Origin of the sequence: Winogradskyella immobilis, from assembly GCF_021887715.1 — a bacterium.
Taxonomy (GTDB): domain Bacteria; phylum Bacteroidota; class Bacteroidia; order Flavobacteriales; family Flavobacteriaceae; genus Winogradskyella; species Winogradskyella immobilis.
In genome coordinates, this window is the sequence record NZ_JAIQXX010000001.1 from 265,256 (window position 1) to 280,161 (window position 14,906).

A 14,906-nucleotide genomic window follows, 5' to 3' on the forward strand; every position below is an offset into this window, starting at 1 on the left:
TAAAAAAAAATAATTAGAGATACCTCCGAGCTTGTACAAAAGCAAAGTACCAGTATTTTTCAGATAATTTAGAGATAATAACACCTTTACTAGAAGACGCATGTATAAAAGAAACATCGCCATTATAAGATTTGGTAACAATGCCTACATGGTTTACTTTTCGGCTGTTTTTTTTAGTAGCAAAGAACACTAAATCTCCAGGGACTACTTTTTTTAAATCAACCCAATCACCAGTAATAACTAAATCTTTTGTAGTTCTAGGCATACTAATATCATGAGCTTTAAAACTGGTGTAGATTAAGCCAGAGCAATCCATGCCTTTTTTAGAATCACCTCCGTATTTATATTTTGTGCCTCTAAATGTTTTGGCATAATCAATAATAGCAGCAGTTTTTCGAGGAATAGCTCTTGTTGTTTTCGTTTCTGTTTTTTTTGTAGAGATTTGAGATCTATTTCGTGCAGATTTACAACTGCTTAATGCTAATAAAATAATAAGTACACGTAATATTTTTTTCATTAATTAAGTTGTAATAGCGCTATAAATAAGTTGCGCTGTGTTTTCGCTAGCTCCTTTTCCTCCTAGCTTTTCTTCTAATTCATAATAATCCAAAAACAATTGTTCTCGTTTTGGGCCATTTATAATCTGTTCTAATTCTTTTTGCAAACGTTTTTTATTAAAATCATTCTGAATTAATTCTGTAACTACTTCACGATCCATAATTAAATTCACTAAAGAAATATATTTTAATGTGATAATGCGTTTTGCAATTTGATAAGAAATAGCATTCGCTTTATAACACACAACTTGCGGAACTTTAAATAATGCAGTTTCTAAAGTTGCAGTCCCAGAAGTTACCAATGCAGCAGTAGCAATATTGAGCAAATCGTAGGTTCTATTAGATATTAATGCGATGGCTTTAGATTGTATGATAGATTGATAGAAACTCTCATCTTGGCTTGGAGCACCAGCAATAACAAATTGATGATTAGGAAAACGGTCTACCATACTCAACATTATGCTCAGCATTTTTTTAATTTCTTGTTTACGACTTCCAGGCAATAATGCTATTATGGGTTTATCACTAAGATGATGTGTTTTTCTAAAAGCAGTTTCATCAATTATTTTTTCTTCAGAAATGGCATCAATTAATGGATGTCCTACAAAATGCACATCGTAATTATAAGTTTTATAAAATGCTTTTTCAAAAGGAAGAATGACGTACATAGCATCTACATCACGTTTTATTTTCTCTACACGTCCAGCTCTAGATGCCCAAACTTGTGGGGAGATATAATAATGAGTTTTATAATTCTCTAGTTTTGCCCACTTGGCAATACGTAAATTAAATCCTGAATTATCAATGAGTATAATTACATCTGGATTAAAACTTAAAATATCTTTTTTACAGAATTTTATAAATCCAAGAATAGTATTCAAATTCATAAGCACTTCGGCAAATCCCATAAAAGAACGCTCTTTGTAGTGTTTTACTAAAGTGCCTCCTACAGCTTGCATTAAATCACCGCCCCAAAATCTAATATCAGCATCTGCATCTTCTGTATACAATGCTTTCATTAAGTTAGAACCGTGTAAATCGCCAGAGGCTTCACCTGCTATGATGTAATATTTCATCTTTTAATTTTATTGTCTTTTATAGTTCAGATGTAATTCGCCAATAATCATTTTGATAGATATCGACTTAAAATTTATTGACTATAAATATAACCGCAATTATCATAGTGGCTATTAATACGCCACGTGCATGGTATTCCTTTTTCTTATTTAAAAAGAAATAAAAAACAGGTAAATTTATTAACGCACCTATACTTACACGTTTTCCTAAAAATCGTGCACTACGTGAACGCTCTAAAATATCCATAATAGCATCTCCATTATATAAACCAATAATAATATCAAAAAGTAAAATGCCAATTATAGCTGAAATAATACCTGTAATAAAGCCTATAAGTATTTGTTTTTTCATTTATGCTGAATTTTTAATTCAGTATCTATTTTAAATCCCATGTGTTTAAATCCTGAATGGCATGATGCGCTGTTAAATCGAACTGAACAGGAACAACAGAAACATAACCATTTTCTAAAGCCCATTCGTCTGTATCCTCACCATGATCTAAATTTACAAATTTTCCTGTAAGCCAATAGTAATCTCTTCCCATAGGATTAGTACGTTTGTCAAATTCCTCTTTCCAATTGGCTTTAGCTTGCCTACATATTTTAATGCCTTTTATATCTTGCTGAGCTAAATTCGGTAAATTAACATTTAGTACAACACCATTAGGTAAGCCATGTTCTAAAACATTTTCTGCTATGGTTTTAATGTAAGATTTACAATGTTCAAAATTAGCATTCCAATTGTAATCTAAAAGCGAAAATCCAATGGCTGGGATGCCTTCTATGCCAGCTTCTAGGGCAGCACTCATTGTACCAGAATAAATAACATTGATTGAAGAGTTAGAGCCATGATTAATCCCCGAAACACAAAGATCAGGTTTACGGTCTAAAACTTCATTGACTGCTAATTTTACACAATCAGCAGGTGTTCCAGAACAACTGTATTCAGATTGTGAGCCATCATCTATAGTAATTTTTTCAACATATAATGTAGAGTTTATGGTAATAGCATGTCCCATGGCACTTTGTGGACTGTCCGGTGCAACAACAACAACATCACCAATGCTGCGCATAACGTCAATAAGTGTGCGTATTCCAGGTGCAGTTATACCATCATCATTTGTAACTAATATTAAAGGGCGATTAGACATATTTAAACGTTGAAATTTGATTTAGCTAAAATACTAAAATCCGTATGAAAAGAATGTGTTATAATTTCTATCATTAAGACAAATGAGTTAATTAAATAGTAACATATTATAGATGAAATAATAGCTAGTAATAAATGAAATCAATTATATTTGGCTTTAACAAAAAATTAGTAGCAGCCTTTTTTATGGCACGATTTTTTCATCTATTTTAGTAAAAAAATGATGAACTACCATATTAAGGTTGAAAAAGAAATAAATTCATACAAATGAAAGGGAATTACAAATTTTTACTGTTAGCGTTATTAATAGCATTTGCATCATGCAGTTTTACGACTAAAAAAGTTGAAGAAGATCCGCAAAAAGATAAAATTCTTATAGAATTAATAACAAATATTTTACGTCAGGGACACATAGCTCCTCAAGATATAAATGACGATTTTTCAAAACGTGTTTTTGATGATTATATTGAGCAATTAGATCCATTAAAACGTTATTTCTATAAATCAGATATCAAAGAATTTGAAGTATACAGAACACAATTAGATGATCAATTTAAATCGTCAGACTTAACATTTTTCGATTTAACAAATGCAAGATATTTACAGAGAATAGAAGAATCTAAACCTGTAATTGAAGCTATTTTATCAAAACCATTTGATTATTCAATTGATGAAACTTATGAGGTTAATAATGATAAAATAGATTTTGTTAAAAATAAAAGAGAATTAAAAGAGCGTTGGAGACAACAGCTTAAGTTTTCTACCATTGCTAATTATGATGAAGCTATTGATAATAATGAAACACTAGACGAAAATAAAACGGAGAAAGAATTAGAAATAGAAGCGAGAGAAACGACAAGCCTTAGCTTCGACCAGTTGTATTCTAATATTGGAGATATGATTCGTAAAGATTGGTTTTCTATATATATCAATGCCATACTCGCCGAGTACGATCCGCATACTTCTTATTTTGCACCAGAAGCTAGAGAGCGTTTTACGACAGAAATGGAAGGTAAATTTGAAGGTATAGGCGCGAGATTACAAAAACAATTGAATGTCATTTCTGTCAGTGAAGTCATAAGTGGTGGGCCAGCATGGAGGTTAAATGAATTGCAAGCAGGAGATCAAATACTTAAAGTAAGACAAGAGAATGAAGAAGAAGCTGTTAATATTGTAGGAATGCGTCTAGAGGATGCTATTAAATTTATAAAAGGTCCAAAAGGGACAAAGGTTATTCTAACCTTAAAAAAAGAAGACGGGTCTATAGAGGATATAGAAATTACTAGAGATGTTGTAGTTCTTGAAGAATCTTATGTAAAATCAGCTTCGGTAAATAAAGATGGTAAAAATTATGGGGTTATCAACTTACCGCGTTTTTATGATAATTGGAATAAAGATAACAGAGAGAATTGTGCTATTGATGTTAAAAAAGAAATAGAACGTTTTAAAGAAGAAGAAGCAGAAGGTTTAATTATTGATTTACGTAATAATGGTGGTGGATCTCTTGCTGCAGTTGTAGATTTAGCAGGCTTATTCATTAAAGATGGCCCTATAGTACAAGTTAAAACAACTGGGCAGCCAAAACAAGTATTGTCCGATACGGATAGCTCTTTAATTTGGGATGGTCCTTTAGTTATTTTAGTTAATGAACTATCAGCTTCAGCGTCTGAAATATTAGCTGCTGCAATGCAAGATTATAAACGTGCAATAATTATTGGTAGTGAACAAACCTATGGAAAAGGAACAGTTCAAAATGCATTGCCTTTAAATCGTTTTGTTCGTAATAGTTCTGTCGGAGAGCTGGGAGCGCTACATTTTACAACAGACATGTATTATAGAATAGATGGTGGATCTACACAATTAGAAGGAGTTAAGAGCGATATCGTAGTTCCGGATCGTTTTAAATATAGAGGTTTTGGAGAACGAACTTATGATAATCCTTTGCCATGGAATAAAATTGACGCTGCCGATTATGAGGTTTGGGAGAATTATTACGATTACGATAATGCAATTGAAAAGAGCAAGCAACGTATGGCAAATAATGAACAAATAAAGCTTATCGATGAATATGCAAAGTGGGTTAATGATGTAAGAGAAGATAATGAATATTCTTTAAATTATGATGCATATAGAAAACGCTTAGAACTTAACGAAGAAGATGCCAAACGCTTTGAGAAAATCAATGATTATAAAACAGATTTAACCTATAAATCACTGCCTTATGAGTTAGAACTAACAGCAATAGACTCTGTATTAAAACAGAAAAGAGAACGTTGGCATGTGAGTTTAAGTAAAGACGTTTATGTAGAAGAAGCGCTTAATGTACTTAAAGATCTAAGGTTGTCGTATAGTATTAAAAATGATGTGGCAAACATTAAGAATTAATATGAATGCCTAATAATAATTCATTAACACAATTAGCGCTTCAAAAATTCAAAAAGAATTTTTGGGGCGTTTTTAGTTTAGGAGTTATTGTATGTATTGGTTTAATGTCGGTATTTGCTTATTTTTTTGCTCCTGATGCGTCCAAGAATGCCAACCAGATGCATTTGTCTATCCACTCTAAAAAGCCTGGGTTTGATGTAAAAATGTTAGTGTTACCATCTTCAATTGAAGAAGATCAATCCGTTTTAAACAAAATATTTTTTGGGTCTGTAAATACATCTACAGAAATACCTGTTCAATCTTATAAAATTGAAGATGAATTTTTAGTGTATACGGAATATGCTTTAGATGGATTAATAGGTCAAGAAAAGAAGATTGCATTAGATCGATTTCCAAATAAAGATTACAAATCATTTATAGAAAACCGAAACTTTGTTTTTGGAACCGATAAATACGGAAGAGATTATCTGAGTCGTATTTTAATCGGGTCAAGAATTTCATTTTTTATTGGCTTTATAGCGGTGTTTATATCTCTTGTAATTGGCATTTTTATGGGAAGTATTGCAGGATATTATGGAGGAAAAATAGATGCTTTTATTATGTGGATTATTAATATCACATGGTCCATTCCTACACTGCTTTTGGTAATTGCTATTACACTTGCTTTAGGAAAAGGGTTCTGGCAAGTTTTTATCGCTGTTGGCCTTACCATGTGGGTGGAAGTGGCGAGAGTTGTCCGAGGGCAAATAATTAGTGTTAAAGAGATGCAATACGTAACTGCAGCAAGAGCGCTTGGATTTACTGACTTCAGAATTATCACCAAACATATATTACCAAATATTCTAGCTCCATTGATTGTAATATCTGCTGCTAATTTTGCTGCAGCTATTTTAATAGAAAGTGGATTAAGCTTTTTAGGTATTGGTGCGCAGCCACCAATGGCAAGTTGGGGAGCTATGATTAAAGATCATTATAATTATATTATACTTGGTAAACCTTATCTGGCTTTAATACCTGGGTTTTGTATTATGCTATTAGTTATGGCATTTATGCTTATAGGAAATGCACTGAGAGATGCTTTGGATGTAAAAAGTTAAATAATTTATATATGAAAATTCCATATCAAAAGAAAAGAGATTATCTGAGTCTAGTAGTAGCTATATCATGGGGTTTGTATGCTTTAGGAATGCTTAGTGATGGCGAACATAATTGGAAAGATTATGTGAGTATACTTAGTGTTATTTATTTTTTAAATTTCTTTTTCGAAAAACGTACTTACTATTTAAGATTTAAAGAAGGAGTTGTTACAACAAGAAAATTCTTTGGTAAAAAGATACATACCTCAGAAATTAAAGAAGCTATAAAAACGAATAACAATTATATTTTAAAGGCAGGAATGGCAGAAATAATAATTGATGCTAAAGTTATAGATGAAGATTCACTAAAAAACTTAAATACTAAGTTAAAAGAGTTAAATTTAGAATGGGATTAATTGAGTTTTAGTTATTTCGTAAACCTTCTATTTCAGTATTTGTATCCCCAATAAAATCTAAAAGCTCATCTTTTCCTATAGTCTTACTCGACGAGGTTACAAAATAATTTGGTAACTCTTCCCAAAACTCAAGCAACTCTTGGCAATAGTCATTAACATAATTTTCAATTGCTTTAGGCTTTAATTTATCTGCTTTGGTAAAAATTATTGAAAACGGAATTTCACTTTCTCCCAAATACTGCATAAATTCTAAATCTATGGGCTGAGGTTTGTGACGTATGTCTACTAAAACAAAAGCAGAAACTAATTGTTGACGTTGCTCAAAATAATTAGTAATAAATTTTTGAAATGTCTTTTTTGAAGACTTAGAAACACAAGCATAACCATAGCCGGGTAAATCCACTAAAAACCAATTTTTATTAATAATAAAATGATTAATAAGCTGAGTTTTTCCAGGGCGACCAGAAGTTTTAGCTAAACTTTTTCTGCTGGTTAACATGTTAATTAATGAAGATTTACCAACATTACTTCGTCCAATAAACGCATATTCAGGAATGAGATGCTTTGGACATTTAGCCACATCAGAATTACTCATTACAAATTCAGCAGATTTTATTTTCATGATACTTCCCGTGAAAACGGGAATATTAAGGTTAAACTCTTAAAAGTTACGACTTTCAAGCCATTTATTCAAAATACTATTAAACTCATCAGGATGTTCCATCATTGCTGCATGACCACATTTATCTATCCAAAACAAGTCAGAATCAGGCAATAGGTCGTGGAATTCATCGGCAACTTCGGGTGGTGTAACATTATCATTTTTACCCCAAATAATACATGTTGGAGTGTTCATATTAGGTAAATCCTTTGCCATGTTATGGCGTATTGCACTTTTGGCAATTGCTAAGGTTTTTATTAGCTTGTTTCTATCATTTACAGTTTCGTAAACTTCATCTACAATTTCTTTAGTGGCAACTGCAGGATCGTAAAATACGTCTTGTGCTTTTTTCTTGATAACCTCGTAATCACTTCGTTTTGGGTAACTTCCGCCCATGGCACTTTCGTATAAACCAGAACTTCCAGTAATGATTAGCGCTTTCACTTTTTCGGGATATAACTTGGTGTGATATAAGCCAATATGCCCGCCAAGCGAATTTCCTAATAAAATAACGCTATCTAAACCTTTAAAATCAATAAAATCTTTAAGATACTTGGCAAAACTTTTTACATTGGTTTTTAGAAGCGACATGCTATAAATCGGTAATTCCGGAATGATAACCTTATAACCTTTTGTGCTGAAAAAAGAAGTCACAGAGTCAAAGTTACTAAGGCCTCCCATGAGTCCGTGTAGTACAATTATTGGTGTGCCTTCGCCTACTTCTATATATCTATAATCCTTTTCTTTTCTTAAAAGGTGCGCCATGTAATAGTTAGTCCTTTAATAATGTTAAAAACAAATATAACTAAATCCATGGGATTATAACTTTAATATTTCAATCTCCTCTTTTTAATAACAATATGCTGTAAAATACAGAAAAGTTAGCCTTCTGTTACTTAAACTTTTAAGAGTATTGTTAATAGCGATTTTGTAACCTTTTGTCGAAAAAATTAAAACTTATTAACAAAAGTGGTATTTTGTGGTAAAATGTGGGTAATTTTTCAATATATTTGAATTTAAAATTTTGTTAAATAAACAAGTTAAATACAGTTGAACGCACTAATAGGAACATATGAAGTTAAAGCAGATGCCAAAGGAAGGTTGATGCTTCCTGCTATTTTAAAGAAACAGCTGTCTTCAGTTTTGCAATCTGGGTTTGTGTTAAAGCGTGCTGTTTTTCAACCTTGTTTAGAGTTGTATCCTATGCATGAGTGGGAAAAGCTAATGCAAAAAGTAAATAAGTTAAATCGTTTTAATAAAAAGAACGATGCTTTTATAAGACGTTTTACAGCTGGTGTAAAAGTTGTTGAAGTTGATGCTACAGGGCGCCTATTAGTTCCGAAAGATTTATTGGCTTTCTCTGGTATTACAAAGCAAACGGTTTTGGCATCTGCGGTAAATATTATAGAAATCTGGGATAAAGATAAATACGAACAAGCTATTGATGATGCGGCGTTAGATTTTGCAGATTTAGCAGAAGAAGTAATGGGACAAGATGGAGACGATGGAGTATCATAATGCGGTGTTGTTAAAAGAAACAGTTGATGGATTGGCAATAAAGCCAGATGGAATATATGTTGATGTCACTTTTGGCGGCGGCGGCCATAGTAGAGAAATCTTAAATCAATTAGGTGCAGAAGGAAAGCTTTATGCTTTTGATCAAGATACAGATGCGTTAACAAATGCAATAGATGACGATCGTTTTACATTAATAAATGAAAATTTCAGATACATAAAACGATTTTTAAGATTTTATGGAGTTAAACAAGTTGATGGAGTTTTAGCAGATTTTGGAGTGTCTTCACATCAATTTGATGTTGCTGAACGAGGATTTTCAACACGTTTTGAAGCAGATCTAGATATGCGGATGAATCAGAATAGTTTGCTTTCTGCATATGAGGTTATTAATAATTATACTGAAGAACAGCTTAAGGAAGTATTGTTGCAATATGGCGAATTAAGGCAAGCACCTGCAATGGCAAGGGTTATTGTAGAAGCTAGAACGCAGCAAGACATAAAAACAAGCGAGCAATTAAAATTGGTTTTAAAACGGTTTTTGCAACATAAAAAAGAGAATAAGGTTTTGGCACAAATCTATCAAGCAATTCGTATAGAAGTTAACCAAGAGCTAGAGGTGCTTAAAGAATTATTACAACAAACACCAGAAGTTTTAAAACAAGGAGGGAGATTAAGTTTTATATCCTATCACTCATTAGAAGATCGATTGGTTAAACGATTTATCCGTAATGGTCTTTTTGAAGGTGAACCAGAACGGGACATGTTTGGCAATTTTGAAGTGCCTTTAAAAAAAGTAGGAGGATTAATTGTTCCGTCGCAAAATGAAATAAAAGTTAATAGTAGAGCGCGCAGTGCAAAATTGCGAATTGCTGAAAAAATATGAAAAAAGGAATTTACGGCATATTAAGAGGAACGTTTTTAATCAGTAATGATTCATTTAAAAATTGGCGAATCATTCTTTTTATATCAGGTCTTGCTGTAGTTATGATTGCTAGTGCGCATAGTGCAGATCAAAAAGTATATGAGATTGCACGAATGACTAATGAGGTAAAAGAATTAAGATCCGCATTTGTGGATGGACGTTCAAAGTTAATGCGATTGAAAATGGAATCTACGATTATAGAAAAAGTATCGAGTAAAGGAATAGAAACCTCTGAGATTCCACCAAAAAAAATAAAAGTAAAAGCGCAAGAATAAACTGTGGCAACAACGGAAACTAACATATTGCACCGATTGTATTTTATAGCAGGCTGTATGTTTGTCTTTGTGCTTGCGGTAGTGTTTAAATTATGCACTATTCAGTTTGTGCAAGGAGATAAATATCGCGCAATGGCTCAAAAAAGAACCATTAAAGAAATGGAAATTCCTGCTAATCGTGGTAATGTATATTCTGCAGATGGAAGTTTATTAGCGACATCTATTCCAAAATACGATATCCGTATTGATGCAATCCAGCCTAGAGATCAATTTTTTCAGTCTAACATAAAAGCATTGGCAGATTCATTGTCAAATTATACGGGTAAGTCGTCATCTTTTCATGAGCAAACGATAAGAAAAGCACGTAAAAATAAAAATAGATATTTCCTTTTAGCGCGTAATATTAGCTATTCAGATTACATACGTTTACGGAGTTTTCCAATTATAGAAAAAGGAGCGATTAAAGGAGGCTTAATTGTAGAGCAAACTACAAAAAGAGAGCATCCAATGGGTGGTATTGCAGAGCGCTCTATTGGTTACGAAAAGATTGATGAAAACGAGTATGCTACACGAGTAGGTATTGATGGGGCTTTTGGGAAAAAATATTTAAGAGGAGAAAGTGGAAGACGCTTAAAGCAAAAAATAGGAAACGGTAAGTGGAAGCCCATTAGAGATGTTAATGAAGTAGAACCAAAAGATGGTTTAGATATATATACAACTATAGATGTTAACATTCAAGACATAGCTCATCATTCTTTATTAGGTCAATTAGAAAAGTATGAGGCCGAACACGGTTGTGTTGTGGTAATGGATGTAAAAACAGGAGAAATAAAAGCCATTTCTAATTTAGGGAGAAATACAAATGGTAAATACTATGAGCGTTTAAATTATGCTGTAGGAGAAAGCCATGAGCCTGGTTCTACATTTAAGGTTATGGCAATGATGGCTGCTTTAGAGGATAAGGTTATAGATACATCTAGTGTTATAGATACTAAGAATGGACGTAAAATGTTTTATGGGCGACCAATTAATGATTCGCATCGTGGTGGCTATGGTAAAATTTCTGCAGCTCGTACTTTGGAGGTGTCTTCAAACATTGGTTTAGCAACTATAATTGATGATAATTATTCTAAAAATCCTGAGAAGTTTTTAAAGCGTTTACGACAATGGAAGTTAGATCAACCGTTAGGTGTTTCTATTATAGGTGAAGGCAAGCCTGTAATTCCAAAACCAGGAGATAAAATATGGAGTAAAAATGCATTGCCGTCTATGGCTTATGGGTATAATATGCAATTAACTCCATTACAAACATTAGCATTTTATAATGCCATTGCTAATGATGGCGAATTAATAAAACCGCGTTTTTTAAAAGCGGTTAAAAAATTTGATGAAAATATTGAGGTTTTTGAAAAAGAAGTTTTAGTCAATAAAATCTGTTCAGATAAAACGTTAAGCGAAATGAAAGCTATACTCAAAAACATTGTTGAGCGTGGCACAGGCGAACGTTTGTATTCTAAAACATTTTCAATGGCTGGAAAAACAGGTACAGCAAGAACCGATTATGCCAACAATGAAGAATGGCAAAAAAACAAGAAATATATTTCTTCTTTTTCGGGGTATTTTCCTGCTGAAAACCCAAAATACTCTTGCATCGTTGTTATACATAAACCAAGCTTAGATGTTGGGTATTATGGAGCAGATGTTTCAGGGCCAGTTTTTAAAAGAATAGCACAAAAAATATTTACGGACACACCATTAATTGATGAGTTAGAATCTTTGGATTATGAGAATTCTCTTGTTGAAGAAGATTTTGAAAAATTCAATACGTTTTCAAATACATATAAAACGATTATGCCAAACCTAGTAGGTATGCCTGCAATGGACGCTATGGCTATGCTCGAAAATATGGAGATTGATATTAAGGTGAAATTAAATGGGAGTGGAGTAGTAAAGAAACAATCCGTGGCAAAAAATATAAAGCTAAAATCTAATCAAACAATTGTTTTAGAAGCTTCATGATAGTATTAAAAGACATATTATATAGAGTAACTATTAATGCCGTAGTAGGTAGTACTAGTATTAATGTTAATAAAGTTGAATTCGACTCTAGAAAAATAAAGTCTAATGATGTTTTTGTAGCTATTGTGGGTTCGATTAGTGATGGACATAACTATATTTCTAAAGCCATTGAAGATGGTGCAAAAGCAATAATTTGTGAAGAATTACCCAAAGCATTAATTGATGATATCACTTATGTTAAGGTTGATGATTCTAATAAAGCTTTGGCTTTTATAGCGGCTAATTATTACGAAAATCCTTCTGAGAATTTAAGATTGGTAGGCACAACCGGTACTAATGGTAAAACTACAGTAAGCTCATTATTATATAAACTGTTTAAAAAAGCAGGTTATAAAGTAGGTTTATTATCCACGGTTAAAATCATGGTAGATGATAAATTTTATACAACGACACATACAACACCAGATTCCTTGACGATAAACAAGTATTTAAAGGAAATGAACGATGAAGGTGTAGAGTTTTGCTTTATGGAAGTGAGTTCTCATGGTATTCATCAAAGCAGAACAGAAGGCTTGCAGTTTGAAGGTGGAATATTCACCAATTTATCTCATGATCATTTAGATTACCATAACACATTTGCAGAATATAGAGATGTTAAAAAAACATTCTTCGATCAGTTATCTAAAACAGCTTTTGCGTTGGTAAATGTAGACGATAAAAATGGTTTGGTAATGTTGCAAAATACCAAGGCCAAAAAATACACTTATGCATTAAAAACTTATGCAGATTACAAAGCTCAGATTTTAGAAAATCAATTTAGTGGTTTGTTATTAAAGTTAAATGATAATGAATTGTGGAGTAAACTTATCGGTAATTTTAATGCATACAATCTTTTGGCAATATACGCTACTGCGGAATTGTTAGGCTTAGAACGTGTTGAAAGTTTAAAATTAATTAGTGAATTAGAAAGTGTAAATGGTCGTTTTGAGTATTTAGTTTCAGATGAAAAGATTACAGCAATTGTAGATTATGCGCATACGCCAGATGCTTTAAAAAATGTATTAGAAACGATTAATACCATTCGTACTAAGAATGAAGAATTGATTACTGTTGTAGGATGTGGAGGAGATAGAGATGTTGCTAAGCGTCCAAAGATGGGTTATATAGCTTCGGCATTAAGCTCTAAAGTTATTTTTACTAGCGATAATCCACGTAGTGAAGATCCGCAATCTATTATTGAAGCTATTGAAGCTGGTGTAGAACCTCAAAATTTCAAAAAAGTTGTATCAATAACTGATCGTAAGCAAGCAATAAAAACTGCTTGTCAAATGGCGCAACCTAAAGACATTATTCTTATTGCAGGAAAAGGACATGAAACTTATCAGGAAGTTAATGGAAAACGAACAGATTTTGATGATTACAAAATTGTACAAGAATTTTTAAAACAATTACAGAAATGAGCATTTACAGAATACTCATATTAACAAAAATGTTTAATGGCGAATTACATCTGTCCATTAGTAATAATATAAAACACCAGATGAATTAATATGCTATACTACCTATTTGAATATTTAGAGCAGCAGTTCCAATTTCCTGGAGCAACACTTTTTGGTTACTTAACTTTTAGGGCAGCTATAGCTATGATTTTGTCTTTGTTGATTTCTATAGTCTATGGGAAACGTATTATACGATTTTTGCAAAAACAACAAGTTGGTGAAACCATTAGAGATTTAGGTTTAGAAGGTCAGGCAGAAAAAGCAGGTACGCCAACTATGGGTGGAATTATCATCATTTTAGCAACGTTGATTCCTGTTGTTTTATTAGCTAAGCTGGAAAATATTTATATCATCCTACTTATTGTAACAACCCTATGGATGGGAGTTATTGGGTTTATAGATGATTATATTAAAAAGTTTAAAAATGATAAAGAAGGCTTAAAAGGAAGATTCAAAATTTTAGGACAAGTAGGTTTGGGAGTAATTATAGGTACAACTTTATTTTTTCATCAAGATGTAACGATGAAAGAAAAATTACCAATAGAAGAGCAACAGGTGTTATTAGCTCAAGACCCAAATATTGCTCCTTCAAAATTATTTAAGGCTGAAGAAAAATCTACAAAAACAACGATTCCTTTTGTTAAAAATAATGAGTTTGATTATGCAGACTTAGTAACGTGGATTAGTCCAGATTTAGAAAAGTACGCTTGGATTATTTTCATTTTAGCAGCCATAATCATCATTACTGCAGTTTCAAACGGTGCCAATTTAACAGATGGTATTGATGGTCTCGCAGCTGGGACTTCTGCTATAATAGTGCTTACGCTAGGGATTTTTGCTTGGGTTTCAGGTAATATCATTTTTTCTGAATACTTAGATATTATGTATATCCCACGTGTAGAAGAAATCACAATATATATCGCAGCCTTTGTAGGAGCTTTAATCGGATTTTTATGGTACAATACATATCCAGCTCAAGTTTTTATGGGTGATACAGGAAGTTTAACTATAGGAGGCATTATAGCAGTAATAGCTATTGCAGTCCGTAAAGAATGGTTAATACCAATTCTATGCGGCATTTTCTTAGCAGAGAATTTATCTGTGATTATGCAGGTGAGTTATTTTAAATATACACGAAAAAAATTCGGTGAAGGCAGACGCATATTTAAGATGTCTCCATTGCATCATCATTATCAAAAATCAGGATATCACGAGAGTAAAATAGTAACACGATTCTGGATTGTAGGAATTCTGTTGGCCATCTTAACCATTGTGACATTGAAAATTAGATAATGTTTTCCTGCGAGGTTTTAAAAACCTTGTAGGTATAAAATAAAGAGATAAAGTGAAAC

General features: G+C 32.4%; 15 protein-coding genes. 9 read left to right on the forward strand and 6 right to left on the reverse strand.

What is annotated here, in order from left to right; genetic code table 11:
* Positions 1 to 13 precede the first annotated feature (13 nt).
* The 4 genes from K8Z87_RS01175 to surE form a co-directional block, all read right to left on the reverse strand.
* The gene (locus K8Z87_RS01175; protein WP_227475608.1) at positions 14 to 517 is read right to left on the reverse strand and encodes a C40 family peptidase; all 504 of its coding nucleotides are present in this window, start codon (positions 515 to 517) and stop codon (positions 14 to 16) included.
* Between the two features lie 3 nt (positions 518 to 520).
* Entirely contained in the window at positions 521 to 1,633 is a 1,113-nt protein-coding gene (lpxB, locus tag K8Z87_RS01180; RefSeq protein ID WP_227475610.1) for a lipid-A-disaccharide synthase, read from the reverse strand.
* A 67-nt stretch (positions 1,634 to 1,700) separates the two neighbouring features.
* A complete protein-coding gene (locus K8Z87_RS01185; protein WP_227475611.1) occupies positions 1,701 to 1,985 on the reverse strand; it encodes a hypothetical protein in 285 nt (94 codons plus the stop codon).
* Positions 1,986 to 2,010: 25 nt separating this feature from the next.
* Complete coding sequence (gene surE / locus K8Z87_RS01190) at positions 2,011 to 2,784, reverse strand: 5'/3'-nucleotidase SurE (protein ID WP_227475612.1); 774 nt, start codon at positions 2,782 to 2,784, stop codon at positions 2,011 to 2,013.
* 266 nt (positions 2,785 to 3,050) lie between these two features.
* Between surE and K8Z87_RS01195 the strand changes: the two genes are divergently transcribed.
* From K8Z87_RS01195 to K8Z87_RS01205, 3 genes are read left to right on the forward strand one after another with little or no spacing between them, the layout of a single operon-like run.
* Complete coding sequence (locus K8Z87_RS01195; protein WP_227475614.1) at positions 3,051 to 5,168, forward strand: carboxy terminal-processing peptidase; 2,118 nt, start codon at positions 3,051 to 3,053, stop codon at positions 5,166 to 5,168.
* A 5-nt stretch (positions 5,169 to 5,173) separates the two neighbouring features.
* Entirely contained in the window at positions 5,174 to 6,265 is a 1,092-nt protein-coding gene (locus K8Z87_RS01200) for an ABC transporter permease (protein WP_227475615.1), read from the forward strand.
* Between the two features lie 11 nt (positions 6,266 to 6,276).
* Positions 6,277 to 6,660, forward strand: a complete 384-nt coding sequence (locus K8Z87_RS01205; RefSeq protein ID WP_227475616.1) for a hypothetical protein — start codon at positions 6,277 to 6,279, stop codon at positions 6,658 to 6,660.
* Between the two features lie 7 nt (positions 6,661 to 6,667).
* Here the strand turns inward: K8Z87_RS01205 and yihA are convergent, their stop codons facing one another.
* On the reverse strand, positions 6,668 to 7,282 hold the full coding sequence (yihA, locus tag K8Z87_RS01210; protein WP_227475618.1) for a ribosome biogenesis GTP-binding protein YihA/YsxC: 615 nt from the start codon (positions 7,280 to 7,282) through the stop codon (positions 6,668 to 6,670).
* Positions 7,283 to 7,321: 39 nt separating this feature from the next.
* Positions 7,322 to 8,086 carry an alpha/beta fold hydrolase gene (locus K8Z87_RS01215; protein ID WP_227475619.1) on the reverse strand — a complete coding sequence of 255 codons (765 nt, stop codon included), beginning with the start codon at positions 8,084 to 8,086 and terminating at the stop codon, positions 7,322 to 7,324.
* 285 nt (positions 8,087 to 8,371) lie between these two features.
* On the opposite strand from K8Z87_RS01215, the gene mraZ reads away from it, so the two are divergent.
* The 6 genes from mraZ to mraY all read left to right on the forward strand — a co-directional run bounded on the left by mraZ (position 8,372) and on the right by mraY (position 14,847).
* Complete coding sequence (gene mraZ, locus K8Z87_RS01220; protein ID WP_227475621.1) at positions 8,372 to 8,839, forward strand: division/cell wall cluster transcriptional repressor MraZ; 468 nt, start codon at positions 8,372 to 8,374, stop codon at positions 8,837 to 8,839.
* Positions 8,826 to 9,722, forward strand: coding sequence for a 16S rRNA (cytosine(1402)-N(4))-methyltransferase RsmH (gene rsmH, locus K8Z87_RS01225; RefSeq protein WP_227475622.1), 897 nt, complete (start codon positions 8,826 to 8,828; stop codon positions 9,720 to 9,722). Before mraZ ends, rsmH begins: the two co-directional genes overlap by 14 nt.
* The gene (locus K8Z87_RS01230; protein WP_227475623.1) at positions 9,719 to 10,036 is read left to right on the forward strand and encodes an FtsL-like putative cell division protein; all 318 of its coding nucleotides are present in this window, start codon (positions 9,719 to 9,721) and stop codon (positions 10,034 to 10,036) included. Before rsmH ends, K8Z87_RS01230 begins: the two co-directional genes overlap by 4 nt.
* A 57-nt stretch (positions 10,037 to 10,093) precedes the next feature.
* The gene (locus K8Z87_RS01235) at positions 10,094 to 12,055 is read left to right on the forward strand and encodes a penicillin-binding protein (RefSeq protein ID WP_227475710.1); all 1,962 of its coding nucleotides are present in this window, start codon (positions 10,094 to 10,096) and stop codon (positions 12,053 to 12,055) included.
* Positions 12,052 to 13,515 (forward strand): UDP-N-acetylmuramoyl-L-alanyl-D-glutamate--2,6-diaminopimelate ligase, encoded by a 1,464-nt coding sequence (locus K8Z87_RS01240; RefSeq protein ID WP_227475625.1) that lies wholly within the window; start codon positions 12,052 to 12,054, stop codon positions 13,513 to 13,515. The genes K8Z87_RS01235 and K8Z87_RS01240 overlap by 4 nt, the downstream gene beginning before the upstream one ends.
* Before the next feature lie 90 nt (positions 13,516 to 13,605).
* Entirely contained in the window at positions 13,606 to 14,847 is a 1,242-nt protein-coding gene (gene mraY, locus K8Z87_RS01245) for a phospho-N-acetylmuramoyl-pentapeptide-transferase (protein ID WP_227475627.1), read from the forward strand.
* The last annotated feature ends 59 nt before the right edge of the window (positions 14,848 to 14,906 follow it).

Coding starts and splice junctions, on each gene's coding strand:
- K8Z87_RS01205 (WP_227475616.1), top strand. CDS start 6,277: ATGAAAATTCCATATCAAAAGAAAAGAGATTATCTGAGTCTAGTAGTA.
- K8Z87_RS01195 (WP_227475614.1), top strand. CDS start 3,051: ATGAAAGGGAATTACAAATTTTTACTGTTAGCGTTATTAATAGCATTT.
- rsmH (WP_227475622.1), top strand. CDS start 8,826: ATGGAGTATCATAATGCGGTGTTGTTAAAAGAAACAGTTGATGGATTG.
- K8Z87_RS01235 (WP_227475710.1), top strand. CDS start 10,094: ATGTTTGTCTTTGTGCTTGCGGTAGTGTTTAAATTATGCACTATTCAG.
- surE (WP_227475612.1), bottom strand. CDS start 2,784: ATGTCTAATCGCCCTTTAATATTAGTTACAAATGATGATGGTATAACT.
- K8Z87_RS01175 (WP_227475608.1), bottom strand. CDS start 517: ATGAAAAAAATATTACGTGTACTTATTATTTTATTAGCATTAAGCAGT.
- K8Z87_RS01230 (WP_227475623.1), top strand. CDS start 9,719: ATGAAAAAAGGAATTTACGGCATATTAAGAGGAACGTTTTTAATCAGT.
- yihA (WP_227475618.1), bottom strand. CDS start 7,282: ATGAAAATAAAATCTGCTGAATTTGTAATGAGTAATTCTGATGTGGCT.
- K8Z87_RS01200 (WP_227475615.1), top strand. CDS start 5,174: ATGCCTAATAATAATTCATTAACACAATTAGCGCTTCAAAAATTCAAA.
- mraY (WP_227475627.1), top strand. CDS start 13,606: ATGCTATACTACCTATTTGAATATTTAGAGCAGCAGTTCCAATTTCCT.
- K8Z87_RS01215 (WP_227475619.1), bottom strand. CDS start 8,086: ATGGCGCACCTTTTAAGAAAAGAAAAGGATTATAGATATATAGAAGTA.
- K8Z87_RS01185 (WP_227475611.1), bottom strand. CDS start 1,985: ATGAAAAAACAAATACTTATAGGCTTTATTACAGGTATTATTTCAGCT.
- lpxB (WP_227475610.1), bottom strand. CDS start 1,633: ATGAAATATTACATCATAGCAGGTGAAGCCTCTGGCGATTTACACGGT.
- K8Z87_RS01240 (WP_227475625.1), top strand. CDS start 12,052: ATGATAGTATTAAAAGACATATTATATAGAGTAACTATTAATGCCGTA.